A 24,829-nucleotide genomic window follows, 5' to 3' on the forward strand; every position below is an offset into this window, starting at 1 on the left:
AATCGACAGCCGCCGGGGCGGGCGCCCGGCGCTATCCTGGGAGACCTGATGCGTTATACGCTGCACGATACCGGTCGCCTCATCGCTTCCTATCGCATTGGCAACGACGATTTGGCAGACGGCACGCGCGTCGCTTCACTGCCCCACTCACTATCGGGCAGCGCGATTGCAGCATCTTCGTCCTGTAATATCACGCTTGCGTTTTCGTCACTGTCTTCAAATTGACCCGACATCACCGCCCAGTAAAGTACGCCGCCAATGCTCATGACAAACAGAAAAGCCAGGAAGACCAAGAGAAAGAATACGTCCATGGCAAGTACTAGGCCGACGACGAGTTGATCGCGACCGTGCCGGCCCCGACAGGCTTGCCAACCGTATAGTTTTTATAAAAATGCCAGGCATAAAACGCGACTGCCATCGACGACACCAGCATGGTTATGGCAGCAAGCCATGGCTGCACCAGGCCAACCATGGCAAATGGAATCATAAGCAGATGCCACAACAATGAACCGTAAAGAGAGCGGCGGGCAACGCGGACGGTCTGCGCACGCAAGGCGATAAGTGCCTTCTGACTGAGTGGTGGACTGCCAAGAACAATGGCGCGTGCCGCTGCCTGTGCAGAGGGTACCGCCATGGCCATGGCGCAAGGACAACTCATGACAAACAGCGCAACCAGCACCGACAGGGCGTGGTCCGAATCAATGAACATGTACCAGATGAGCGCGGACACAATGGAGAGCGCAATTTGTATACTTACGAAGTACAGCCCGACCCGGTCGGCCGTCTTGGCCAGCAGCCTGGACTCCTGATCGAAGCGCTGATCAACCGCAGCCCCAGCCGACTGCCTGGCGGCAAGCGCCAGATAGCGCGCCGTAAGCACGAAGGCAACGAACATGGCAATGGATTCGAAATAGACTTCGCCGGATTGGCGAAAGGTCGCGATAGCACTGGGAATAAAGGCCACCACAATGCCCAGGCCAATGGGCCAGTTCATGGACTGCTGATGGGTGTCATGCGGGTCCCGGCCGACAAAGCCACGCCAGATAGGCCAGGCGCAATAAAGCAGCACCGGCACGGTCAGCAGCAGGCTGCACCAGTTCATGACAATAATGGCCGTGTCCAGCGTATCGACTGTTTCTGCATCAACGTAGCTGGCACGAAGATAACCCGGGAAGGCGAACATCATGACCTGCATCATGACCAGCCAGGCCAAACCAAGCCGGGCAAGCATGTGTCTGCGCTGCAGGCGTTCCTGAGCGCCCAGGTCGCTGGGGATCGAGAAAATGGAGGCGGGTTTCATACCACCGATCATAGTATCGATCGGAGAAAGCGATCTTGATCTATATCAAACTATTCGGTACCTGCAGCGCATTGCGCCCGCCCGCGGTTCATCGTGGCCTGCTCAGACGGGGTTGAACACGCCCTGCGACAAATACCGATCACCACGATCACAGACGATGAAGACAATGGTTGCGTTATTGACGCGTTCGGCGGTGCGCAAGGCAGCCACCAGCGCACCCGCGGACGAAATGCCACCGAAGATGCCTTCACTGGCGGCCAGGTGACGGGCCATATCTTCGGCCTCCTGTTGCCCGATCAGCTCGAAGTGATCAACGCCTGCCTGGTTATAGATGGCCGGCTGATATTCTTCGGACCATTTCCTGATGCCTGGAATCGATGCGCCGGGAGCCGGTTGTGCACCGATGATCTGGATATCGGCGTTACGCGATTTCAGGTAAGAGCCAACCCCCATGATCGTGCCGGTGGTTCCCATGGCGCTCACGAAATGCGTAACCTGTCCGTCTGTCTGGTTCCAGATTTCCGGTCCGGTGCCTTCGATGTGGGCGCGTGGATTATCGGGATTGGCAAACTGGTCGAGCACCTTGCCCTTGCCTTCGGCCTGCATAGACTGCGCCAGATCCCGGGCATACTCCATGCCGCCTTTGTCTGCCGGCGTCAAAATCAGCTGGGCGCCGTAAGCATTCATCGACGCACGGCGTTCCACAGACAGGTTATCGGGCATGATCAGAATCATTTTATAGCCACTGATGGCAGCGGCCATGGCCAACGCAATACCCGTGTTGCCGCTGGTGGCTTCGATAAGCGTATCGCCGGGCCGGATGTCGCCGCGTGCCTGCGCATGCCGGATCATGGATAATGCCGGCCTGTCTTTGACTGAACCGGCTGGATTGTTGCCTTCAAGCTTGGCCAGAATCACATTGCCGCGCGCCTCGCCCAAGTGTGCTGGAATGCGCTGCAAGCGTACCAAAGGGGTGTTGCCGATGGTATCTTCGATTGTGGGGTACGATTTTGTCATGATAGGTCTGAATGGTATGTGGGATACCCCGAAAATCCATATGGGCATCGTAAGTTGCGAACGAACCCTGCCTTCCCGAAGTGGGCTGAACAGGCGCTTGGTGAGGGTAATCATAGCACTCATAATCGGGCTTGCATGGCTTATTCCCTGACCGATCAATGGGTTTTGCCCTGTGCTTCGGTGCCGGCAGGCCCCTTCTGCAGGCCTGCCGGTTCACTGCCTGCCCGCGGGCGTGGCCGGATCAACATGGGCATGGTGGGAAGGGACCGGCCTGCCAGGTTGCCACCATGCTTCTGATCGTTTGCTGTTTCATTGCTGGCAGCCACATGGGGCCTGACAGATGTGGAGTGATCAGAGCTTGCAGGCCTGCTGCTGCGCGATCCAGCACTGGCCGGATGGTGCACTGAGCGCCCAGCGACCGAACCTGTCCGAACGCCCTGTTCGCGCAATTTCTGCAGTTTTTTCGGCCCCACGCCCGCAACTCTGGCCGCCAGATCCTCCATGGACACAAAGCGGCCCTGCTCCCGGGCCGCCAGAATGCGGTCAGCCAATTTGTCGCCAACGCCTTTGATCGCACGCAGTTGGGCTCGCGTGGCCTGATTCAGGTCCAGTGCATTAACGGTAGAAGACGCCAACACAAGAAAGAAACAAAACAGCCAGGCTCGGGAGCGGCAGCAGCGGACGAATGGCATATGCAAGACAAGACGAAGAACGGTGAAAAATGATGTCTGTAGTGTGCCATAGCGGCGCTTGTGCAGCACGAACACGCAGATAGAATGATCCGCGGGTAGAATCCGACGCGAGCGATCCAGTACGTTCGGGCGCTGGGAAAGTACGGAAAGGGCGACGCGTGTGTGGCCACCCTCAACGACAATAAAAAACCCGGGCGCACCTGATGTGCCCCGGGTAAGTTCGGTGAACGTGATAAACCTGATGAGTCTGGTAAATCTGGTATGTCTGACGTGGCCCAAAATAAGCCCGAATGCCGTCAAAGGCTGGAAGCCCTATGCGTTATCCGAACGCAATCGGCGGATATAGCTGGATACGCCCTGCTCCACATCGTTCATCTCAGCCTTGAAACCGGCAGCACGCAGCCGGGTGGTGTCAGCCTGAGTGAAACTTTGGTAGCGCCCTTTGAGATCATCGGGGAACGGAATATAGCGAATCAGCCCTTCGCGAACCAGCGCATCCAGTGACAGGCGCGTTTCGTTTCTCTCTTCCCTCAGGGTATTGACGACCGCGCAGGCGATGTCGTTAAAGGGCTGCGCCCGGCCTGTACCGCAATTGAAAATGCCAGACTGTTCAGGGTGATCCAGGAAAAACAGATTAACCGCGACCACGTCGTCCACAGAGATAAAATCGCGCCGCTGACCGCCATCTTCGTAGCCATCCCAACCGCCAAAAAGCCGCACATGGCCTTCCGAGAGAAACTGGTTCATATTATGGAAGGCAACGGAGGCCATGCGGCCCTTGTGCTGTTCATTCGGGCCATATACATTAAAGTATCGAAGACCCACGACCTGTGTCGTACGGTGTTCAAAACGCTCGCGCACCACCTGGTCAAACAGGAACTTCGAATAGCCGTAGACATTCAGTGGCTTTTCATTTTCAAGCGCCTCGATATAATCCGGCCCGGCGCCGTATACAGCAGCGGAAGACGCGTAAATAAACGGGATGCTGCGGGCCTGGCAGAAATTGAATAACTCCAGCGTGACCCGATAGTTGTTATCCATCATGTAACGCCCGTTTCTTTCAGTCGTATCCGAACAGGCGCCCTGATGAAAAATGGCGGTAACCGGGCCGAACTGGCCGCTGTTGACCCGGGTACGAAATTCGTCCTTATCCATATAGTCGGCAATGATTCCTGACCGCAGATTGACGAACTTGTCGCCATCGGTCAGATCATCTACTGCCAGGATATTGGTAATGCCCCTGTTGTTCAGGCCGCGCACAAGATTGCTGCCAATGAAACCCGCGGCTCCGGTTACGATAATCATGTCAGCTCCTCTGCACTTACAATAGATGTTCCAAGTTTACCTACTACTATACCACCGGCCTGGTTCGCCCACTCGACGGCCTCATGCCAGTCCGCGCCCGCGGCGCGGGTTACGGCCATCGTTGCCAGGACCGTATCGCCGGCTCCGGAGACATCAAAAACCTCTTGTGCGGCAGCATCCACATGGTACCGCCCCGCTTCCGTGTATAAAGTCATTCCCTGCTCCGAGCGTGTAATCAACAGTGCTTCAAGCGCAAGCCGTTGGCGCAGACTCTGGGCAGATCGCGTCAGTTCTTCTTCCGTTTTCCATTTGCCAACTGCTTGCTGCATTTCTCCGCGGTTCGGAGAAATCAAGTTTGCTCCCGCGTAGCGTTCATATTCGTCCCCTTTGGGGTCGACCAGCACCGGTATCTCGCGTTCGCGCGCCAGTTTAATCAGCACTGAACAGTGAGTGAGCACACCTTTGGCATAATCGGAGAGGACAACAATGTCATGCTCGTCCAGCAGGCGGCGATACTGTTGTTCCAGTTGCTGCAGGGTCTGCGCATCAGGCAGATAGTCAAAATCAATCCGCAACAATTGCTGCTGGCGACCCAGCACACGCATTTTCAGCGTTGTATGCATTGAGGGGTCGGTTAATAATTGGGTGTCGATACCCGCTTCGCGCGCCAGCCTGGCGATCTGCTCGCCGGCCTCGTCATCGCCCACGATACCTAACAAGGTGACTCCACCGCCGAGCGCAACAATATTGCGGGCCACGTTGGCCCCGCCGCCCAATCGGTCTTCCCGTTTGGCCACTCGCACCACCGGTACGGGCGCCTCTGGCGAAATACGCTCGACTTCACCAAACCAGTAGCGATCAAGCATTACATCGCCCACCACCAGAACACGGATCTGCCTGATTTTTTCTATCGGAAATGCACGCATACGACTATTCCTCTGGGCGGCGTGGCGAGTAAGTTTCCCATGAGTTGCAGCCAGGGCATTGCCAGTAATAGGTCTGTGCCTGGAATCCGCAGACCCGGCAGGCATATTTATCCATACGCCGCGTATGCTTGTCAATCATGGTTCGCAATAATGACAGGTCAAAATCGGGCATATGCTGCTGCAGTTCGCCTTGCCCGGCCGAACTTTGCTCTTGCGCCAGTTCACTTTGCAGTACTTTATCAAAGCCCAGCAACGACGGATGCTGACGCAGAGAATCCTGGGCAAACTGCCAGCCGGGGGCGAACCCCTGCTTGCGCAATGCGGCAAACACCACTTCGAATACATCCAGTGACGGATGCGCAAAATAATGGTCCCTGAGCAGGCTGACCGCCTGTTCTTCCTGGCCACTGGCAGCGAAATTGTCCATGATCTGCTTTGCCACCAGACCGGCGAATTCAGGCGAGCGTTCCAGCGCCAAGAGCAGCCACTGGCGCTCTGTGCTGACATCGCCCAGGCGGCGAGCCAGATAGGCACGCAAAATGGCGATACGTGCGTAAGAGGCCTGTGAGCCGCCCTGCTCCAGGTTGTGCCTGGCCTCGCGCTCGGCGGCATCCAGCTCTGCAGCAACACGGTCAAAATCCGGCTCTTTCGCACTTAATACGGCCTGCGCCCGTTCGCAATGGTAATGAACGCGCTGCGGCAACGGCTCGTCAGTCAGTTCACGCAAGCGCGCCGCAACGGCGATCGCTTTTTTCCAATCGTGCTCGGCTTCGTAAATGCGAATCAGCGCTCGGGTAGCGGAAACATCATAACTGGTATTTTGCACTTCCTTGAAGGCATTTTCAGCGCGGTCAAACATACCCGCCTTGAAGTAATCCTGGGCGATTTCATGCAGCGCATGCTCCCTGTCGGCCCGCGGTAAATCTGAACGGGAAAGCAGGCTTTGATGGACCCGAATGGCCCGCTCAATCTCTCCGCGACGACGAAACAGGTTGCCAAGCGCAAAATGCAATTCCGTTGTTTCGGAATCGAGTTTGGCTACTTCGACAAACGCATCAATAGCCTTGTCGTGATCTTCATTGAGCAGAAAGTTGAGCCCGCGAAAATAAGAGTCGGGCAGATTCCTGCTTTCAGATACGATCTGTCGAACATCCACCTTGGCTGCGATCCACCCCAGTCCGAACAAAATGGGGATCAGAATCAGCCACCATGCTTCAAAGTCCAACTGCGGTCTCCCGGACAGGCGTCTGCAGGGCGGTACTTGTCGAGGCCACGCTGCTGCGCAGGCGCAATTCTTCGGCCTTGAGCGCTTCCAGCGAATGGCGGGTATCGGCCACGTCACGGTTCAAACGCTCTACCTCGCCTTTGAGACGCCCGACTTCACGGGTTTTACGCAAGCGTGTAGGAATACTAATCAACCACGCAAACAGTGCGCCAACGAAAAATGCAAGCAATAGCACGACTATGAGTGGCACACCTGCAAACGTATAATCACCAAAAAACCGCACAGTGACGGGGTCGGTGTTTTTGAGCGCGAACAATAGGACCAACAGAAAAAGTATGATTCGCAATGCCCAGACAATGTAACGCATTGGCCTGCTCCTGAAATTGAATTATTCGCCATTGTAATGCGAATTGACTGTCTAAAAAACAAAAACCCCGATTTTGCAATCGGGGTTTTTGGACATCATAAAAAACGAGCACCTGCCTGGTTTGATCAGAGATTGGCTACCTTGGCCGCCTGAGCGTCAAAATGACCATTCTCGGATGGATCCTGCTTGGTGTCGTCAGCAGAGGTAAAAACAGAATCAACGCGCTCGCGCAACTCTTTGCCCGCCTTGAAGTGAGGTACCCGCTTGCCGGGCACCATCACCTGTTCGCCGGACTTGGGATTGCGCCCAACCCGTGGAGCACGCGTTGACAGCGAGAAGCTGCCAAAACCGCGAATTTCGATGCGCTGACCTCTGGATAGAGCAACGGTCATGGCATCAAGCATCGTCTTGACAGCGAAGTCGGTGTCACGGGCAGCCAGCTGTGGATAGCTGGCCGCTAGTGCTTCAATCAACTCTGATTTAGTCACAGCTTAATCGTCTTTAGCTTGGTCGAGCTTCGCCTTAAGCAAAGCCCCCAGGTTAGTCGTACCGGATGACGCGCTGGTATCGCTCATGCGCTGTAGCGCACCTGCGGTCTCAGCATTGTCACGTGCCTTGATTGACAACTGGATTGAACGCGCCTTGCGATCGACGTTCAGGATCATGGCTTCGATGTTCTGGCCTTCTTTCAGGACAGTGGTCGCGTCTTCGACACGGCCGGCTGAAATTTCAGAAGCGCGCAGATAGCCTTCAACCTCGAGTGACAGTGTAACTACCGCACCTTTGGCTTCGACAGACTTGATCACGCCAGGAACAACTGCGCCCTTGTCGTTCGTTGCAACGTAGTTGTTGAACGGATCGCCTTCGAGCTGTTTGATACCAAGAGAAATACGCTCTTTGTCGGTATCGATCGCCAGAACCACGGCATCAATCTCGTCGCCTTTCTTGAAGTTGCGCACGGCTTCTTCGCCAGAATCAGCCCATGACAGGTCAGACAGGTGAACCAGACCATCGATGCCGCCAGGCAGACCGATGAATACGCCAAAGTCGGTAATGGACTTGATTGCGCCATGAACTTTATCACCACGTTTGAAGTTGGTGGCAAAATCTTCCCATGGGTTTGCACGGCATTGTTTCATACCAAGTGAAATACGACGACGGTCTTCGTCGATTTCCAGAACCATGACTTCAACTTCTTCGCCCAGGCTGACCACTTTACGCGGATCAACGTTTTTGTTGGTCCAGTCCATTTCGGAAACGTGTACCAGACCTTCGATACCAGTTTCGACTTCAACGAACGCACCGTAGTCGGTGAGATTGGTAACTTTACCGAACAGACGTGTACTTTGTGGGTAGCGACGCGCCAGACCAACCCATGGGTCTTCGCCCAGCTGTTTGACACCCAGGGAAACACGGCTCTTCTCTTGATCGAACTTGAGCACTTTGGCCTGGACTTCCTGACCAACGGACAGGACTTCTGATGGGTGGCGAACACGGCGCCATGCCATGTCGGTAATATGCAGCAGACCATCAATACCGCCCAGGTCAACGAACGCGCCGTAATCGGTAATGTTTTTAACTACACCGGTAACCACTGCGCCTTCTTTCAGGTTTTCCAGCAGTTTCTGGCGCTCTTCGCCCATGTTCACTTCAAGAACGGAGCGACGTGACAGAACGACGTTATTGCGTTTGCGATCGAGTTTGATAACTTTAAACTCCATCGTTTTGCCTTCGTAGGGTGTCGTATCCTTGACAGGACGCAGATCAACCAGTGAGCCAGGCAAAAAGGCGCGAATGCCGTTTGTCATGACGGTAAGGCCGCCCTTCACTTTTCCAGTGATGGTGCCGGTTACCATTTCGCCGGACTCGAGCGCTTTCTCGAGTGACAGCCATGCAGACAGACGTTTTGCACGGTCACGGGACAGGATGGTGTCGCCGAAACCGTTTTCGAGTGAATCAATGGCAACAGAAACGAAGTCGCCTTCGGCAACTTCCAGTTCGCCCTGATCATTCAGGAATTCTTCGAGAGGGATGAGAGATTCGGACTTCAATCCCGCATTGACTACGACAAAGTTGTGATCGATACGGACCACTTCGGCTGAAATCACTTCACCTGATTTCATATCCTGGCTTTTTACGCTTTGAGCAAATAAATCGGCAAAGCTTTCGCCACCAGTGGCGTCTTGTAAAGAAATGGATGACATTAGAAAAATCCCGGGACCGTCACGGTCTCCTGGCCTTAAAAACACGCTTTGGCAGAACAGCCTGCCGCGGCGGAGTGAAAAAATCTTTCGTCTGGGTTCAGACGAAAGCCCTTGAAATTCAACGATAACGCAGGTGACTTTCGCGCCTGCCATGACCGTTGAAAAACTGCCCTGTACCTGTGGCGCAGCAATAATACCGGCTGCCCCCAGGAAATAATGGGTACTGCGACTGCAATCCTGCCTGTGCTGCATTAGCGAGCAGGTACTATCGGATATGAATGCGAGCGACAAACCCGTGTGGGTTTGGCATCACGGCTCACTGCCGGGTGGTAGATCGCTGCAGGCCCATGCCGCTGCATTCGAGAGCATGCAGACGCACTACTACCGCTCGCAGGCTACCAGTCTGGCCGCATGATTGGCACCCGGCGTTTGCTGACCCCTGCCCTAACATCCGCTGGCTAAAACCCACCAGTCCAAACCATTTACCTGAACAGCACGCAGATCATTACGTTTTGTTACGCCAGTGAGCCAGGATGCGCTCGACGGTCTGATCAACTCCCAAATTGGAAGAATCAACCACCACGGCATCATCTGCTGGCTTAAGTGGCGCCACCAAACGGTTCTGATCTCGGTCGTCGCGCGCTTTCAAATCCTTTAACAAGTCGCCAAGATTAGCAGAAAAACCTTTTTCGATCAACTGGTTATAGCGTCTTTTAGCACGCGCATCGACATCTGCAATCAGGAAAATCTTAAGAGAGGCATCAGGAAATACGACTGTACCCATATCCCGACCGTCGCAAACCAGGCCCGGAACCTGTCGAAATGCCCGCTGGCGCTCCAGCAATGCACCACGCAATGGTTGCAGCGGGGCTATCCGCGAGGCCATGTCGCCGATATGCTCCTGGCGCAACTGCTCAGTGACGTCGTCGTTGTCAAGCAACACTTTGTCGCCCTGGAAGCGGACATCCAGCTGTCTCGCAATATCGGCCAACGCCTGTTCATCAGTGTCGGCCACACCGCGCCTGAGCGCCGCAAGCGCGCTTAACCGGTAGAGCGCACCGCTATCGAGGACGGACCAGCCCAGCGCATCGGCCACCCGGGCAGCGACCGTGCCCTTACCGGAGGCGGTCGGGCCGTCAATGGCAATGACAGGTATGCGATTGTCCGCGTGAAACCCGCCAGTCATGATGCATCCTCCTGGGTGGTCGTGACCAGCGTATCATAAACCGAAAAATAGTCGGGAAACGTCTTGCTGACGCAGGCAGGATCCAGGATGGTGACACCAACCGGCCCGAATACGGCGAGCGAAAAGCACATGGCCATACGATGATCATCGTAGGTCGCAATCTGCGCTGTCTGCCATTTTCCGGGCTCGGGCGGCGTAATACGAATCCAGTCTGCACCGGATTCAACCACTGCGCCCAGCTTGCCCAGTTCGGTATGCATGGCATGAATGCGATCGGTTTCCTTGACACGCCAGCTACCGATATTGCGCAACACGCACGGACCGTCAGCGTACAGGGCCAGCACCGCCGCCGTCATGGCAGCATCTGGAATCAGGTTGAAATCCTCGTCAAATGCCGGCAGAGGCCGGTCTGCAACGCTTTGCGCTCTCTCGGAAATAAGACATTGATCCTGATAGGTGATTTTTCCACCGAGCCGTTCAATAAATTGCGCAAACGCGATATCGCCCTGAATGCTGTCCTTGCCAATGCCGTTGATCTGTACCGGCCCCTGGCCAAGCAGTCCCAGCGCCAGAAAGTAAGATGCGCTGGAGGCGTCGCCCTCGATTGCCACTGCATTGGGACTGGAGTATCGGCTATCCGCCACGATGGTAAAGCGCTCCCAGCCATCCTGCTGAACGGTCACACCAAAGCGCGCCATCAATTGCAGTGTAATGGCGATATAGGGTTTGGATATCAGCTCTCCCTGGACCTGCAAGGTGACATCGTGGCCGACACGCGCCGCCAGGATCGGGGCCATCATCAGAAAGGCAGTCAGAAACTGGCTGGACACATTACCCGAAATCGGGATCGGGCCGTCAACATGCAGTTGCGCCGGCGAAATTTGCAGTGGCGGATAGCCTTGTTGACCTTCGTAGCGAATCTGTGCTCCGACAGCCTGCAGCGCAGTGACCAGGTCCCCGACCGGACGCTCATGCATACGGGATACGCCATGCAGGCGGTAGTGGCCCTGCGCCATGGCCAGCGCTGCTGTCAGGGGACGAAACGCCGTACCGGCATTACCCAGAAACAAATCAGCCCGCATTTGTGGAAACGATCCCTTGCCGTGCACCACAACCTGATTGTCGCCTGCCTGATCAATCTGCAGCCCAAGCGCGCGCAGAGCGGCAAGCATGACGCGCGTATCATCGGAGTCGAGCAACCCGTCAATACGCGTACTGCCCTCGGACAGCGCCGCCAGTAGCAGGACCCGGTTCGAAATACTTTTCGAGCCAGGCAGCGCCATCTGCCCTCGGCCCCGTACCGCCGGGGCCAGATATTGACTTACTTCACTCATGATGGTGGATTCTCCCAATCTCGCCGCGCCTGGGCCGCGGCTGCCAGCCAGGCCTCGAACGCTTCATTGTTGCCGCTCTCCAGCATTTGTCGGGCCTGCTCCAGGCAGGTTTGAAAACGGGTAATTTCCTCTAGCATACACTCGCGATTGCTTGAAAAGATATCGCGCCACATGACCGGGGGTCCGGCAGCGATGCGCGTAAAATCACGAAACCCGCTGCCTGCGTACTTAAGCTTGTGATCGGGTTGTCCAGCGTCCAGCAAGCTGTACATATAGAGCGCCGACAGAAAGTGCGGCATATGACTGACCGCGGCGAATATGCGGTCATGCTCTGCGGCGCCCATCGAACTGACGGTGGATCCGCAGGCTTCCCATAATCGGGTGAGCAGATCGACTTGCTCGGGCACATTCTCCTGCAAAGGAGTCAGGATAACCTGCTTCTGTTCAAACAGGAAAGCGTTGGCCGCGGCAGGGCCGGACGTTTCTGCGCCGGCAATGGGATGCCCGGGAACAAAATGCCCCACGCGATCGCCCAGCGAGCGTCGGGCCATGGCAGTCACCTGCTGCTTGGTACTGCAAACATCGGTAATGATCGAGCGCGGCGCCAAAAATGGCTTGATGGCACTGCATACCGACTCGAATGCAGAAACCGGCGTTGCAATAACAATCACGTCTGCCTGCGAGACCTGCTCGAAAGACGCGATTGTGTCGATGATTCCCAGTTCCAGCGCCGTGTTGATACTTGCCGGATCGTGACTGATGCCCAGGACCTTGCCGACAACACCATTGCGCTTGAGCGACAATGCCAGTGAGCCGCCGATCAGACCGACGCCGACCACGGCCAGAACCGGAATCCGAAGTGGCGGCAGCACAGCCGCTGCACTCTCGCTGGCCTTGATTGCCATCACTTGCCCTGCACCTCTTTGAGCGCGCTGATGAACTTGGCGTTCTCCTCGGGCAGCCCGATAGACACGCGCAGATGCTCGGGCAGGCCGTCGCCGACAACCGGTCGCACGATCACGCCACGCTGTAGCAGTGCTGTATTTACTGCAGCAGCATCACCCACTCGCAGCAGAATGAAGTTGCCGAAGCTGGGGACAAATTCCAGTCCCATTTCTGCAAACTGGGCCGACAGCCAGCGCTTGCCGTCACGGTTCAACTCGTAGGTTTTTTCAAGAAACGCTGCGTCCTTGAGCGCCGCGACCGCAGCCACCTGGGCCAGCAAATTCACATTGAACGGCTGGCGAACGCGATTTAAGTAGTCGGTCATTTCCGGACGGGCAATGGCAAACCCCATGCGCATGCCTGCCAGGCCATAGGCCTTGGAAAACGTACGGACCACGATAATGTTGGAAAAATCTCTTACCAGCTGGGCGCTGTCAAACCGCAACTGCGGATCCAGATACTCGTTATACGCTTCGTCCAGCACCACAGTGACGCGATTGCCGTGGGCTGCATGCACTTTTTCAACAAAACTGCGGATCACATCGCCGCTATGGAAGGTGCCTGTAGGATTATTTGGATTGGCAATAAAGACCAGACGCGTATCGTCGCCAATGGCTTCGAACATGGCCTGCAGATCGTGGCCGAAACTAGCCGCCGGCACTTTAATATGGGTGGCGCCGCGCGCCTGCGTTGCCAACTGGTACACAATGAATGCGTGTTCGGCATAAACACAGGATGCCTGCTGGTCCAAAATGGCCAGTGAAATAATTTCCAGCAGGTCGTTGGAACCATTTCCCACCGTCAGCCAATTGGCGGGGACCTGGTAATGCTCAGCCAGCGCCTGTTTGAGTGCAAAGGCATTGGGGTCGGGATAGCGACCCAGCGCCTGCCCTGGCACGCTGTCAAGAAATGTGCTGATCGCCTGACGCACGGAGTCGGACATGCCGAGCGGGTTTTCGTTGGATGCCAGTTTGACAATACTAGCAGGATCAAGCCCGTATTCACGCGCCAGATCCTCGATGGGCTTGCCTGCCTGGTATGGCATCATCGCATCGACATTACTGGATATACCGAACCCACTGGCTATACCGGACATTCAAATCACCTTCTATTGCATTGGGTAGGAACCCAGAATTTTGAAAAATGCGGACTGCTGTTTCAGTTCTTCCAGCGCCCGCGCCACGTTCTCGTCAGAGCAGTGGCCTAGCACGTCGACGTAAAAATAATATTCCCACTGGCCCGTGCGCGCCGGCCGGGATTCGAAACGAGTCATTGACACGCCATTGCGCGCAAAGGGGCTGATCATCTCGTATACTGCGCCAACGCGATTGGGCACTGCAAAAATCAGGCTGGTCTGATCGCGTCCGCTGGGCGCCGTTTCGATATTGCCGATGGCCAGAAATCGCGTCTTATTATTAGCGTCATCCTGGATACCGGAAGCGACAAGCCCAAGATTCCAGAAGACAGCCGCTGTTTCGCCGGCAATTGCCGCAACGCTTTCCTCCTGAGCGGCATGTTTGGCCGCCTCGGAATTGCTGGCTGCCGGCACGATCTCAAGCGTCGGGTGATGTTGCGATATCCATTTCTGGCACTGCGCCAACGCCTGCGGATGCGCCATGATGCTTTTGACGCCGTCCATGGTGCCATGCTGGCTCATCAGACAGTGACGGATGGGAATGGAACGAACCCCATGCACCTTGACGGTAGAGTTAAGAAACAGATCCAGTGTCCTGTTGACGGCCCCTTCGGTGGAGTTTTCAACCGGTACCATGCCGACATCGGCCTGTCCGGCCTCGACGGCACGGAACACCTCATCAAAAGATGGGCACGGCAGCGCGTGAACCGAATGGCCGTAGAACTCCATGGCAGCCTGCTCGGAAAATGACCCTTCCGGACCAAGATAGGCCACCGTCAGCCCTTTTTCCAGGCCCCGGCAAACCGAGATAATTTCCGCCCAGACGGCCCGCACACCGGTTTCGGTAAAGATACCGTAGCGATTGAGCTCCTGAAGGCGCCGGATGACCTGAGCCTCACGCTCGGGCTTGAGCACGGCGCTGTCGGCCTGATGCTCGTACTTGACCCGGCCTACGTCGATTGCCGTTTGTGCCCGCTGATTAAGCAGGTCAAGAATATCGCGGTCAATCTGATCAATTTTGTCGCGCAGCGGTTTGAGCGCATCCTGTAGTGAATTATCCATGTGTGCGCTCGAACTCTTTCATAAAGTCTATGAGTGTTGCAACGCCTTCCATAGGCATCGCATTATAGATGGATGCACGCACACCGCCGACGGACTTGTGTCCTTTGAGTGCCAGCAGGTGATGTTGCGCAGCTTGTTTCAGAAACTGGGCTGTCAGCTCCTCGTTGACCAGCGTAAATGGCACATTCATGCGGGAACGGAAGGCCGGCTGTATTGGATTGGCGTAAAAATCGCTGCTGTTTATCTGGGCATACAGGGCCTGCGATTTGGCCAGATTGTGTTTTTCGATCTCGGTCAGCCCGCCCAATTGGAGCAACCATTTGAACACCAGCCCGCAAATATAAATGCCGTAGCTCGGTGGCGTGTTGTAACGGGAGCGCTCTTTTGCCACGTTCACATAATCAAAGGCCGACGGCGTGCATGCGAGCGCGTGACCCAGCATATCTCTGCGCACAATCACCATGGTGACGCCCGCGGGGCCCGCATTTTTCTGCGCACCGGCATACACCATGCCGGTTCGGGAAACATCCAGCGGGCGGGACAGGAAATGCGATGAGGCATCAAGCACCAGTGGCACATCGGGCGCACCCAATGCCTGCATGTCGGGCATTTGGGCTATTTCCAGGCCGCCAATCGTTTCATTGCTGCAATAGTGCAAATAAGAAGCATCGGGCTGCACGTGCCAGGAATCAAGCGGCGGCACCCAGCTCCAGGCTCCATATGTGACACCATCGATCTGCCGCTCTGTATCGGCAGCAGCAGCCACCCGCGCATTGCCATAGCGTTGCGCCTCTTTATGTGACTTGACTGACCAGCTACCAGTAAGGACGTAATCGGCATTCTTGGACGGATTGCGCGCAATCAGGTTCATCGGAACAATGGCATTTTCTGCCGTGGCGCCACCCTGCATGAAAATCACGGCATAATCGTCGGAGATGCCCAACAGGGTACGCAGATCGTCTTCAGCCTCGTCGCAGATTTGCGTAAATTCGGCGCCCCGGTGACTCATTTCCATGACCGACATGCCACTGCCGCGCCAGTCGAGCATTTCGGCAGCGGCCTGCTCCAGAACAGGCTTGGGCAGGACAGCCGGCCCGGCCGAAAAATTCCAAAATTGCGTACCCATTGTTTACCCTAAAATTAAGGTGATTTACTCTGAAAAAATCAGGCCTCTGTATCGGTATCCGGTGTCGCCGAGCCGGGCGCATCACCCGATGGCTGGTTACTGCCATCGTCTTGCGAATCCGGCAGCCCGGTGGCAGGCAGCTGAGCTGCGTCAGCGTCAGCCTCATCGGCATCAACATCCGCATCGCTTTCCACGACGCGTCGTACGCCGGACAAGCTGCTGCCATCATCGACACTGATCAACGTGACACCCTGTGTCGCACGGCCCATTTCCCGCACTTCCGAGACTCGGGTACGAACCAGGACACCAGCAGTAGTGATCAGCATGATTTCGTCTGATGGGTTCACCAGAACAGCACCCACGACCTTGCCGTTGCGGGCGCTGGTCTGGATGGCGATCATGCCCTTGGTGCCACGGCCGTGGCGCGTATATTCCGAAATAGAGGTACGCTTGCCGTAACCATTTTCGGTTGCGGTCAGCACGCTTTGTGACTCGTCACCGGCCACCAGCAGCGAAATAACCTGCTGATCGCCGTCCAGATTCATACCGCGCACGCCACGCGCAGTACGGCCCATTGGACGCACGTCATTTTCGTCAAAACGTACAGCCTTACCGGCATCGGAGAACAACATGACGTCGTGCTCGCCGTCAGTCAGATCGGCACCGATCAGATAATCGCCTTCGTCCAGGGCCACGGCGATAATGCCTGCCTTGCGCGGATTGGAAAAATCGGACAGTGGGGTTTTCTTGACTGTGCCGCGAGAAGTTGCCATAAACACAAAGCTTGTGTCGGAAAACTCGCGCACCGGCAGGACAACCGTGATTTTTTCGCCGTCTATCAGCGGGAACATATTAACGATCGGGCGTCCGCGGGAACCGCGTGTGCCCTGAGGCACTTCCCAGACCTTGAGCCAGTACACCCGCCCGCGGTCAGAGAAACACAATAGAAAATCGTGCGTGTTCGCGATAAACAACTGATCAATCCAGTCGTCTTCTTTCATGGCCGTCGCCTGCTTGCCGCGACCGCCCCGCTTCTGGGCGCGGTATTCGGACAATGGCTGGCTTTTAATATAACCGCTATTGGATAGCGTAACCACCATGTCTGCAGGAGTAATCAGGTCTTCCGTATCCAGCTCGGTCGCATTCATGACCACTTCGGAGCGCCGTACATCTTTGGCATTGGTTGAGAACTCGGCCTTGATGGCAACCAGCTCGTCAGAAATAATCGCGGTAATCCGCTCGGGTTTGGCCAGGATATCCAGCAAATCGGAAATGGTGTCCATGATGCCACGGTATTCATTAACGATTTTGTCCTGCTCCAGCCCGGTCAGGCGTTGCAGACGCATATTCAGGATTTCCTGTGCCTGGACGTCGCTTAGACGATACAGCCCATCTTCCTGCAACCCGAAAATATCGGCCAGGGTGTCCGGACGATAGGCGGCACTGCCGCCCAGTACGCTGCCATCGTCTGCCCGTTGCAGCAATTCGCGCACCAGCGAAGAATCCCAGTTGCGCGCCATCAGTTCCTGTCTGGCGACAGGCGGCGTAGGCGCACCCTTGATGATTGCGATGAATTCATCGATATTGGCCAGCGCAACGGCCAGGCCTTCCAGCAAATGTCCACGCTCGCGCGCCTTGCGCAACTGAAATACCGTACGACGCGTGACCACTTCCCGGCGATGGCTGAGAAAGTACTCGACCATCTGCTTCAGATTAAGCAGTCGCGGCTGCCCTTCCACCAGCGCAACCATGTTGATACCAAAGGTATCCTGCAATTGCGTGTGCTTGAACAGATTGTTCAGAATGACCTCGGGGACTTCGCCGCGCTTCAGTTCAATGACCAGGCGCATGCCGTCCTTGTCAGACTCATCGCGGATATCCGAGATACCCTCGATTTTCTTTTCATTGACCAGCTCTGCAATGCGCTCCTGCAGCGTCTTTTTATTGACCTGGTATGGCAGCTCATCAACAATGATGGACTGACGATTGCCCTTTTCCATGTCTTCGAAATGGGTTTTGGCCCGCATGACCACACGCCCGCGTCCTGTACGGTAGCCTTCGCGTACCCCGGTCATACCGTAGATAATACCGCCGGTAGGGAAATCGGGAGCAGGAATCAGTTCGATCAGTTCATCCAGGGTGCAACCCGGGTTGCGCAGGCAATACAGGCAGCCGTCGATGACTTCGCTCAAGTTGTGCGGAGGTATATTGGTTGCCATGCCGACGGCAATACCCGAGCTGCCGTTGATCAGCAGATTCGGTACGCGTGAAGGCAGCAACAGCGGTTCCTGCTCACTGCCATCGTAGTTCGGACCAAAATCGACCGTTTCCTGATCGATATCGGCCAGCAGCTCATGCGCAATTTTGGCCAGGCGGATTTCGGTATAACGCATGGCAGCAGCACTGTCGCCATCGACTGACCCGAAGTTACCCTGCCCGTCTACCAGCATATAGCGCAGTGAGAAGCTTTGCGCCATACGGACGATGGTGTCATACACTGCCTGGTCACCGTGGGGATGGTACTTACCGATAACGTCACCGACAATACGAGCGGATTTCTTGTAGGCCCGGTTCCAGTCGTTGTTCAGCTCGTGCATGGCAAACAACACCCGGCGGTGCACCGGTTTTAGCCCGTCCCTGACATCGGGAAGCGCCCGGCCGACAATTACGCTCATGGCGTAATCAAGATAGCTTCGGCGCATTTCCTCTTCTAGCGATATTGGCAGGGTTTCCCTGGCAAAAGAATCCATAGTACTCATAACTTATTTTGATGTGATACAAACGTCAGAAAATCCGGCAGGCGTTTTCCGGTCTCGCACGCGGGGCGAATCCGTCATTCTATCATTGTTACAGCCTGTTCAGCGCACCAAAAAGCGCGTAATGCGAACATTTATGGTCGATTTATATATTTGAGACTTTACTTTAAGTATTGGGCTTTAATTTTTCATTTCTTTCAGGTGCTTGCTTCGAACTACGGGCTTTTGCAGCAAATTTGAAACAGGGTTTGTGGTTGAAATCCAACAAATTTGGCGCATAAGAGACAATATTGGAAAGTTCCCTTAAAAATGTAGGACTTAGTCTCGGCAAAGACTTCAAAAATCGCTTAAGATTGAACCACGAACAAGGGAAAACTAGTGCAACCCTTTGAATCCATATCCAAGCGTTGCTATACTGACCCTGAATTTCAATCTGCGGCGGGTTTCGCTGCGAGTCAACTTTTAGCTATCAAGCTCAACGAGGAGAAACATGAACAAACCCTCTAAATTCGCATTGGCATTCGCCGTTGTTGCAGCCGCAACGTCAGGTGTAGCATCAGCGCAAACCGTCGATAACTGGGTTAATCCATACGGTCTGGTCTGGATGAACGGCACGAATGAACACTGCTGGCGCGACAATTTCTGGACACCCGCAACCGCAGCTCAAGGTTGTGGCGCTCCTCAAGCTGAAGTCGTTGCCAACAAAGTAACCTTCAACGCTGATACATTCTTCGACTTCGACAAAGCAACACTTAAACCAGAAGGCCGTAACATTCTGGATCAAGTTGCCCAGCAAGTTACTCAATTGAACCTGGAATCTCTGATCGCTACTGGTCACACCGATTCTGTTGGTACCAATGCATACAACCAGAAACTGTCTGAGCGCCGTGCTGCTTCAGTCAAGAACTACCTGATCTCCCGTGGTGTTCCTGCTGACCAGATCATTGCTTCCGGCCGTGGCGAAACACAACCAGTTGCCTCAAACACAACCCGCGAAGGCCGTGCTAAAAACCGTCGCGTAGAGATCGAAATCGTAGGTACACGCCGCTAATTTTCAGCGTCTCCTGCAAAAAGGCTCCTAGTAGCAGTAAAAAGGGCTCCTGTAAGGAGCCTTTTTTACGTCTGTCAGGACCCATTCCAGGCGTACTGTCTGGGGCGGACTGGCCGGGCTTGCTGCCCCATCCGCCGCCAGTGGTGTAAAATGCGGCTATCACTATCCTATACACACCATACAACCGCCCACCACTGCTTATGTCACAGACCAGCACGCCCTCTTCCCTGCCCGTCAATGCCAGTCAGGCCGAACTGGATAAATTTGGCGATCTTGCGGCAAAATGGTGGGACCCCACCAGCGAATTCAAGCCCTTGCATGCGATCAACCCGTTGCGCCTGGAATGGATCTCGTCTCTGGCCGGCGGCCTGGAGGGCAAGACCATCATTGATGTCGGCTGCGGCGGCGGCATTCTCGCCGAAAGCATGGCTGCCAGCGGCGCTTCGGTCACCGGCATCGATCTGGCGCAAAAGTCCCTGAATGTGGCCCGGCTTCATGGCCTGGAAAGCGGCGTGCAGGTGGAGTACTGCAACATCAGCGCAGAGCAGATCGCCAGCGAGCGGCCCGCGCAATACGACGTCGTGACCTGCATGGAAATGCTGGAACATGTGCCTGACCCAGGCTCCATTGTCCGGGCCTGCGCCACCCTGGTCAAACCGGGCGGACTGGTCTTTTTTTCCACGCTGAACCGCAATTTCAAATCGTTTCTGTTTGCCATCGTCGGCGCCGAGTACGTGCTTAACCTGCTTCCACGCAATACGCACACTCACAGCAGCTTTATCCGCCCGAGCGAGCTGGCGACCAGCGCCCGCGCAGCGGGACTTGAGCCCATGTCGATGAAAGGCATGCAATATAACCCTATTACCGATGTCTACTCCCTGAGCAATGACACATCGGTCAACTATCTGATGGCGACCTACAAATGATCACCACTGTGCTTTTCGACTTTGACGGTACGCTGGCCGACAGCGCCCCTGACCTGGCGCACGCTGCAAATCTGCAGCGCCAGTATCGGGGAATGGCGCCACTGCCATATGAGATGCTACGCTGTGTCGCATCCCAGGGCGCGCGCGGGCTGCTGCGGGTGGCATTGGCGCTTACCCCGGACGACGAAGACTACGAACCGACGCGCTTGCGGTTTCTCGAAGACTACCGTGCCTGCATGACCCGCAACACCACGCTTTTTCCGGGTATTGAGCAGTTATTCGGCAAGCTGGAAAATTCAGGCCTGCGCTGGGGTATCGTGACCAACAAGGCCGAAGCGCTGTCGCTGCCAATGTTCGATTATCTGCAATTGACCGATCGTAGCGCAGCCAATGTCTGTGGTGATACGCTTGCACATTCCAAACCGCACCCGGCGCCGCTGCTGCACGCCGCAAAACTGGCCGGGGTTGCACCCGAAACCTGTATCTATGTAGGTGATGACGAACGTGATATCATCGCAGGCAAGGCAGCTGGCATGCCAACCGTTGCCGCCGCTTATGGCTATTGTGTGGATGCCAATGAAGTAAAGGCCTGGGATGCTGACCAAATTGCACTACTGCCCGAAGATGTGTGGGATGCCGTCGTAAAAATCAAAGAACAGGCAAGTATAGGAAAATCATGAAACTGAGCACGTTTATACGGGCCACGGTGATGGCCACGGCGGGATTGCTGCTATCGGCCTGTGCCTCGTTCAGCAATGGCGGCATTGAGAATCCGGGCGGCGGCATTGCCGTTGACACCAGCGGACTGCCAGTGACACAGCGCAGCGTGACCACCCCGAGCAACTGGAATGAACTTATCGGGCAGATCCGTGCCTCCGATACGCAAAATCTGGGGATCCAGGTCAACCGCGTGCGCGATGGAAGCCTGCGCGTGATTTTACCCGGAGGAACGACCTTTCGTGGCGGCAGCGCGCGCCTGAACAACAAGATGAAGCCGGTGCTCAACGCGGTGGCAGGCGCATTTGACCAGTCGCCCTACTTGCGCATCAAGGTAGTCGGACACTCAGACTCTCAGGGAGACTCGGTTACCAATCAGACACTGTCGATCACTCGGGCCACGTCCGTGGCCAATTATCTTATTCAACGCAATGTGAAAAGTGTGCTGATCGAGCTCGAAGGCCGGGGATCAATTGACCCGCTAATGAGCAATACGACGGCGCAGGGACGCGCCGTAAATCGGCGGGTTGAACTTTATCTTTACGAAATCCGCTAGAGAGCAGTCCTCTGGTATGACGGGATGCGGTGGTGCCGGCAATGTGTCGCTGCCCCGTGACAGCCAACACCACAGCACAAATTTGCCACGCAATGAAAAAGGGAGCCGAAGCTCCCTTTTTTATCCGTTCTGTTGCCAAGTGGATAAAGCTCCTAGCTAGCCAGTATTAGGCTGCTAATGCGTAACTTTCGTCATTTGCATTTAAAGGTTTTGCTTGATTTACGGTCATCGCCTACCGGCTGCCGATCTTCCTATCTTTTCCTGTCGAAACCATGGCGTCCCCATCAGCAGCATACTTGAACCCGACTTGCGGATGCAGCAGCAAATGCACTAACACAAATACGCTGTTGGTGGAGACGGCGGGAGTCGAACCCGCGTCCAGAAAACATTCAGTCAACCAGATATACAGCTTAGATTACATAATACCACAAACTGTGGGCAATTCACAATACTACAAGCACTAGAAAAGCTATTGCATTTCAACAGGTTACTCCTGATCATCCCGCAGCAGCCGGTGCCACCCATCGACGCCCAGCTCCTGGACCACCGCGACATTGCGCTGGAAAATCACACTGGCATCCGGGTACTGCTCCGCCGCCTTATCCAGGCTGTCTTCGCGCAACAGATGCAAAATGGGATACGGCGCACGGTTGGTATAGTTGCTCAGATCGTCCGGCTCGGTATTGGCGAACTGGTAAAAAGGATGAAAACTGGCAAGCTGTATTTCACCGACCAGTTCCAGTTCATCGAGCACCGCTTCGGCAATATCCAGATAGTCGTTAAAATCGCTGAACTGCTCGAACATACAGGGCACGACCAACAATGTGGTATCTGTCTGCTGCGCCGGCGTGTTCGCCAACCACCGCAACTCCTCGTAAAGCTGGGTCGTTAACGCGTGCCTGTCCTGCGCCTGGCAAATGGCGATGCGCACCTGGTCTTTCACATAGACGCTTTTGGCGAAAGGACAAAGATTGAGGCCGATGACCGCTTTTTCAAGCCAGCGGCGCACACGATTTTCGATCTGGCTGATATCGTTCATACAAAAAAGAATTCCGGGAGTGGCGTCATAAGCACCGACTAGTGCAGGAAAAGTGTTCAAGGGATGCCCATTTACCCAACGGCTGCACTGGGGCCGCCCAAGCTTGCGTAACTTGCTAAAATAGCCGGTTTACTTGGCATTATTCCGGGCAATGGCTTGCGGAGCACTTACTCATGACAGATACTAGCACAAACGCGCTTTTCATTATTACCAGCGCCACCAACGCGCCTTATGCTGGCAGCGCAGACCAGCAGCAAGCCGGCGATCCGGCCGGCAACGGCACATCGGGCGGCCGTGCCCACGGTAACGGCCAGCCACATGCCACCGGCAACCAGCCGGCGCAACGCTATGACAACCTGCTGGCCACGATCAGCAGCATTAATACCCACGCGCCCGGCTCGCGCATTGCGCTCGTGGAGTATTCTGCCTATCCCTTGTCCCAGCCACAGCATGATGCCTTGATCGAGCAAGTGGACTATCTCATGAGTTACGCGGCCAACGAACAGATTCAGGGCTTTGATCGCAATCTGGGCAGCAATCAGGCGATTGCCGCCTTCAGTGAACTGACTTGCCTGCTGTGGTTTCTGCAAGTCGGGCAACACCATGACCTGTACAAACCATTCAAAAGAGTATTCAAAATGTCACCTGGCATACAGCTGGTGTCAGCCCCAACCGATACCGTGCACTTTGCCGACAGCGCCCAGGGGCGCTACGTGTTTCCCAACGCAACACTGGCCGCCAATGCAGCCGGTGCGCTGGCGCTGCAGTTTTCCAATGGCTACTGGAGCATGGATACAGCGCTGGTGCCGTCTTTTATTGCTTTATTGCAGGAGATGCTCGAGTCCATGCATAAGCTTAACCAGCAGGGACAAGCGGTCTTTATCGAGAGCATGCTTTACAAATTTATTGACGCGAGCAAGATTTTCTATGATCTGAAGCCGGCTGTTGCAGGTCACTCCTCAAGATAGGAAATGACCGTCCTTGGCGCCCTCGCATAGCGCGTCCACAGTAGCGTCAACACCCTGCTGCCAGCAGGGCAACGACAGGCCGAAGGCTCCAGCCAGCTTGCCGGTGTCCAGCCTGCTATTCAAAGGCCGTCGCGCAGGGCTGCTGTATTCCAACGTACTGACTGGCACGACGCGATCAAGCGCCAGATCCAGCCCGTTAGTCCGCATGCGTGCAAAAATATGGCAGGCATAGTCGAACCAGCTGGTCTGTCCGCTGGCGGCCAAATGATATAAACCGTCTTCAATGGCTGCAGGATGGCGACGATATTTATCAATTGCCGCTGCAGTAATATCGGCAATCAGGCATGCACTGGTCGGCGCGCCGATCTGATCGTTCACCACACGCACGCAATAACGGCTCATGCCCATTTGCATCATCTGCTGCAGAAAGCCCCGGCCCTGACGGCTATATACCCAACTGGTGCGAAAGATCAGGTGCCTGCAGCCACTGCGGGCAATAGCCTGGTCTGCGGCCAGTTTGCTGCGTCCATAAATATTGGCCGGCCGGGCAATATCGGTCTCGGCCCAAGGCCGTGTTCCCGTGCCGTCAAAAACATAGTCAGTGGAGTAGTGAATCAACAGGGCGCCACATTGGGCCGCCGCCTGTGCCAACGCAGCCGGCGCTTCGGTGTTCACCAACATGGCGGTGGTCTGATTTTGCTCGGCCTCATCAACTGCCGTGTAGGCGGCCGCATTAACAATCACATCGGGCGACAGGGCAAGCGTGTGCTCGAACAATTGTGCCGGATCCAGGAAATCAGCTTGCCACAACCCATGCGGGCTGACACGCTCGACCGCAACTGCCCTCAGCCCGGACCCGTGCTGAGGCCTGCCAGGCGCGATAACCTGTCCTGACCGCGCCAGCGCCGATTGCAAGGCCCGCCCCACTTGACCTGTTTTCCCGAAAAGCACAATTTTCATTGTAGAGTCACCTTTGTCACCCACCCATCGTA

At 55.6% G+C, this 24,829-nt stretch carries 25 protein-coding genes and 1 other RNA gene; 6 read left to right on the plus strand and 20 right to left on the minus strand.

The window, feature by feature from the left end:
* Window positions 1-89: 89 nt before the first annotated feature.
* From ccoS to rpsA, 10 genes are all read right to left on the minus strand, one after another.
* Window positions 90-311 (minus strand): cbb3-type cytochrome oxidase assembly protein CcoS, encoded by a 222-nt coding sequence (gene ccoS, locus INT32_RS01835; RefSeq protein ID WP_193087016.1) that lies wholly within the window; start codon window positions 309-311, stop codon window positions 90-92.
* Window positions 312-319: 8 nt separating this feature from the next.
* Window positions 320-1,300: a hypothetical protein gene (locus INT32_RS01840; protein ID WP_226816374.1), complete on the minus strand. Its 981-nt coding sequence runs from the start codon at window positions 1,298-1,300 to the stop codon at window positions 320-322.
* A gap of 102 nt (window positions 1,301-1,402) precedes the next feature.
* Window positions 1,403-2,320: a cysteine synthase CysM gene (gene cysM, locus INT32_RS01845; protein ID WP_193087243.1), complete on the minus strand. Its 918-nt coding sequence runs from the start codon at window positions 2,318-2,320 to the stop codon at window positions 1,403-1,405.
* Between the two features lie 152 nt (window positions 2,321-2,472).
* Window positions 2,473-2,955, minus strand: coding sequence for a helix-hairpin-helix domain-containing protein (locus tag INT32_RS01850; RefSeq protein ID WP_193087018.1), 483 nt, complete (start codon window positions 2,953-2,955; stop codon window positions 2,473-2,475).
* Window positions 2,956-3,321: 366 nt separating this feature from the next.
* Window positions 3,322-4,314: an ADP-glyceromanno-heptose 6-epimerase gene (gene rfaD / locus INT32_RS01855; RefSeq protein WP_193087019.1), complete on the minus strand. Its 993-nt coding sequence runs from the start codon at window positions 4,312-4,314 to the stop codon at window positions 3,322-3,324.
* On the minus strand, window positions 4,311-5,240 hold the full coding sequence (gene rfaE1, locus INT32_RS01860) for a D-glycero-beta-D-manno-heptose-7-phosphate kinase (RefSeq protein ID WP_193087020.1): 930 nt from the start codon (window positions 5,238-5,240) through the stop codon (window positions 4,311-4,313). Before rfaE1 ends, rfaD begins: the two co-directional genes overlap by 4 nt.
* 4 nt (window positions 5,241-5,244) lie before the next feature.
* Window positions 5,245-6,465 carry a lipopolysaccharide assembly protein LapB gene (gene lapB / locus INT32_RS01865; RefSeq protein ID WP_193087021.1) on the minus strand — a complete coding sequence of 407 codons (1,221 nt, stop codon included), beginning with the start codon at window positions 6,463-6,465 and terminating at the stop codon, window positions 5,245-5,247.
* Entirely contained in the window at window positions 6,455-6,832 is a 378-nt protein-coding gene (locus INT32_RS01870; protein ID WP_193087022.1) for a lipopolysaccharide assembly LapA domain-containing protein, read from the minus strand. The genes lapB and INT32_RS01870 overlap by 11 nt, the downstream gene beginning before the upstream one ends.
* 125 nt (window positions 6,833-6,957) lie before the next feature.
* Window positions 6,958-7,320: an integration host factor subunit beta gene (locus INT32_RS01875; RefSeq protein ID WP_193087023.1), complete on the minus strand. Its 363-nt coding sequence runs from the start codon at window positions 7,318-7,320 to the stop codon at window positions 6,958-6,960.
* Between the two features lie 3 nt (window positions 7,321-7,323).
* Window positions 7,324-9,036, minus strand: a complete 1,713-nt coding sequence (rpsA, locus tag INT32_RS01880; protein ID WP_193087024.1) for a 30S ribosomal protein S1 — start codon at window positions 9,034-9,036, stop codon at window positions 7,324-7,326.
* Window positions 9,037-9,310: 274 nt separating this feature from the next.
* Here rpsA and INT32_RS01885 point away from each other — a divergent pair, with 274 nt between their 5' ends.
* Window positions 9,311-9,451 carry a hypothetical protein gene (locus tag INT32_RS01885; RefSeq protein WP_193087025.1) on the plus strand — a complete coding sequence of 47 codons (141 nt, stop codon included), beginning with the start codon at window positions 9,311-9,313 and terminating at the stop codon, window positions 9,449-9,451.
* A 90-nt stretch (window positions 9,452-9,541) separates the two neighbouring features.
* Here the strand turns inward: INT32_RS01885 and cmk are convergent, their stop codons facing one another.
* The 7 genes from cmk to gyrA are packed head-to-tail and all read right to left on the minus strand — an operon-like array spanning window position 9,542 to window position 18,574.
* The gene (gene cmk / locus INT32_RS01890; protein WP_193087026.1) at window positions 9,542-10,222 is read right to left on the minus strand and encodes a (d)CMP kinase; all 681 of its coding nucleotides are present in this window, start codon (window positions 10,220-10,222) and stop codon (window positions 9,542-9,544) included.
* Window positions 10,219-11,556 (minus strand): 3-phosphoshikimate 1-carboxyvinyltransferase, encoded by a 1,338-nt coding sequence (gene aroA / locus INT32_RS01895; protein ID WP_193087027.1) that lies wholly within the window; start codon window positions 11,554-11,556, stop codon window positions 10,219-10,221. Before aroA ends, cmk begins: the two co-directional genes overlap by 4 nt.
* Window positions 11,553-12,461: a prephenate dehydrogenase/arogenate dehydrogenase family protein gene (locus tag INT32_RS01900; RefSeq protein ID WP_193087244.1), complete on the minus strand. Its 909-nt coding sequence runs from the start codon at window positions 12,459-12,461 to the stop codon at window positions 11,553-11,555. Before INT32_RS01900 ends, aroA begins: the two co-directional genes overlap by 4 nt.
* Window positions 12,461-13,597, minus strand: a complete 1,137-nt coding sequence (gene hisC, locus INT32_RS01905) for a histidinol-phosphate transaminase (protein WP_193087028.1) — start codon at window positions 13,595-13,597, stop codon at window positions 12,461-12,463. The genes INT32_RS01900 and hisC overlap by 1 nt, the downstream gene beginning before the upstream one ends.
* 12 nt (window positions 13,598-13,609) lie before the next feature.
* The gene (gene pheA, locus INT32_RS01910) at window positions 13,610-14,698 is read right to left on the minus strand and encodes a prephenate dehydratase (RefSeq protein WP_193087029.1); all 1,089 of its coding nucleotides are present in this window, start codon (window positions 14,696-14,698) and stop codon (window positions 13,610-13,612) included.
* Window positions 14,691-15,824 (minus strand): 3-phosphoserine/phosphohydroxythreonine transaminase, encoded by a 1,134-nt coding sequence (gene serC, locus INT32_RS01915; protein WP_193087030.1) that lies wholly within the window; start codon window positions 15,822-15,824, stop codon window positions 14,691-14,693. Before serC ends, pheA begins: the two co-directional genes overlap by 8 nt.
* A 38-nt stretch (window positions 15,825-15,862) precedes the next feature.
* Entirely contained in the window at window positions 15,863-18,574 is a 2,712-nt protein-coding gene (gyrA, locus tag INT32_RS01920; RefSeq protein WP_193087245.1) for a DNA gyrase subunit A, read from the minus strand.
* 496 nt (window positions 18,575-19,070) lie between these two features.
* Between gyrA and ompA the strand changes: the two genes are divergently transcribed.
* The 4 genes from ompA (at window position 19,071) to INT32_RS01940 (ending at window position 21,830) form a co-directional block, all read left to right on the plus strand.
* Window positions 19,071-19,631, plus strand: coding sequence for an outer membrane protein OmpA (gene ompA, locus INT32_RS01925; protein WP_014750459.1), 561 nt, complete (start codon window positions 19,071-19,073; stop codon window positions 19,629-19,631).
* 200 nt (window positions 19,632-19,831) lie between these two features.
* Entirely contained in the window at window positions 19,832-20,557 is a 726-nt protein-coding gene (gene ubiG / locus INT32_RS01930; RefSeq protein WP_193087031.1) for a bifunctional 2-polyprenyl-6-hydroxyphenol methylase/3-demethylubiquinol 3-O-methyltransferase UbiG, read from the plus strand.
* Window positions 20,554-21,237 carry an HAD-IA family hydrolase gene (locus tag INT32_RS01935; RefSeq protein WP_193087032.1) on the plus strand — a complete coding sequence of 228 codons (684 nt, stop codon included), beginning with the start codon at window positions 20,554-20,556 and terminating at the stop codon, window positions 21,235-21,237. The genes ubiG and INT32_RS01935 overlap by 4 nt, the downstream gene beginning before the upstream one ends.
* The gene (locus tag INT32_RS01940) at window positions 21,234-21,830 is read left to right on the plus strand and encodes an OmpA family protein (protein ID WP_193087033.1); all 597 of its coding nucleotides are present in this window, start codon (window positions 21,234-21,236) and stop codon (window positions 21,828-21,830) included. The genes INT32_RS01935 and INT32_RS01940 overlap by 4 nt, the downstream gene beginning before the upstream one ends.
* A gap of 93 nt (window positions 21,831-21,923) precedes the next feature.
* Here INT32_RS01940 and ssrA read toward each other — a convergent pair.
* Window positions 21,924-22,291, minus strand: a transfer-messenger RNA (tmRNA) gene (gene ssrA / locus INT32_RS01945).
* A gap of 26 nt (window positions 22,292-22,317) precedes the next feature.
* On the minus strand, window positions 22,318-22,869 hold the full coding sequence (locus INT32_RS01950; RefSeq protein ID WP_193087034.1) for a DUF1415 domain-containing protein: 552 nt from the start codon (window positions 22,867-22,869) through the stop codon (window positions 22,318-22,320).
* Between the two features lie 173 nt (window positions 22,870-23,042).
* Here INT32_RS01950 and INT32_RS01955 point away from each other — a divergent pair, with 173 nt between their 5' ends.
* A complete protein-coding gene (locus INT32_RS01955; protein WP_193087035.1) occupies window positions 23,043-23,837 on the plus strand; it encodes a hypothetical protein in 795 nt (264 codons plus the stop codon).
* Here the strand turns inward: INT32_RS01955 and rfbD are convergent.
* Entirely contained in the window at window positions 23,829-24,797 is a 969-nt protein-coding gene (gene rfbD / locus INT32_RS01960; RefSeq protein WP_193087036.1) for a dTDP-4-dehydrorhamnose reductase, read from the minus strand. The genes INT32_RS01955 and rfbD overlap by 9 nt on opposite strands.
* Window positions 24,798-24,829 lie beyond the last annotated feature (32 nt).

The organism is Advenella sp. FME57, assembly GCF_014897675.1.
In the GTDB taxonomy this organism is placed as follows: domain Bacteria; phylum Pseudomonadota; class Gammaproteobacteria; order Burkholderiales; family Burkholderiaceae_B; genus Advenella.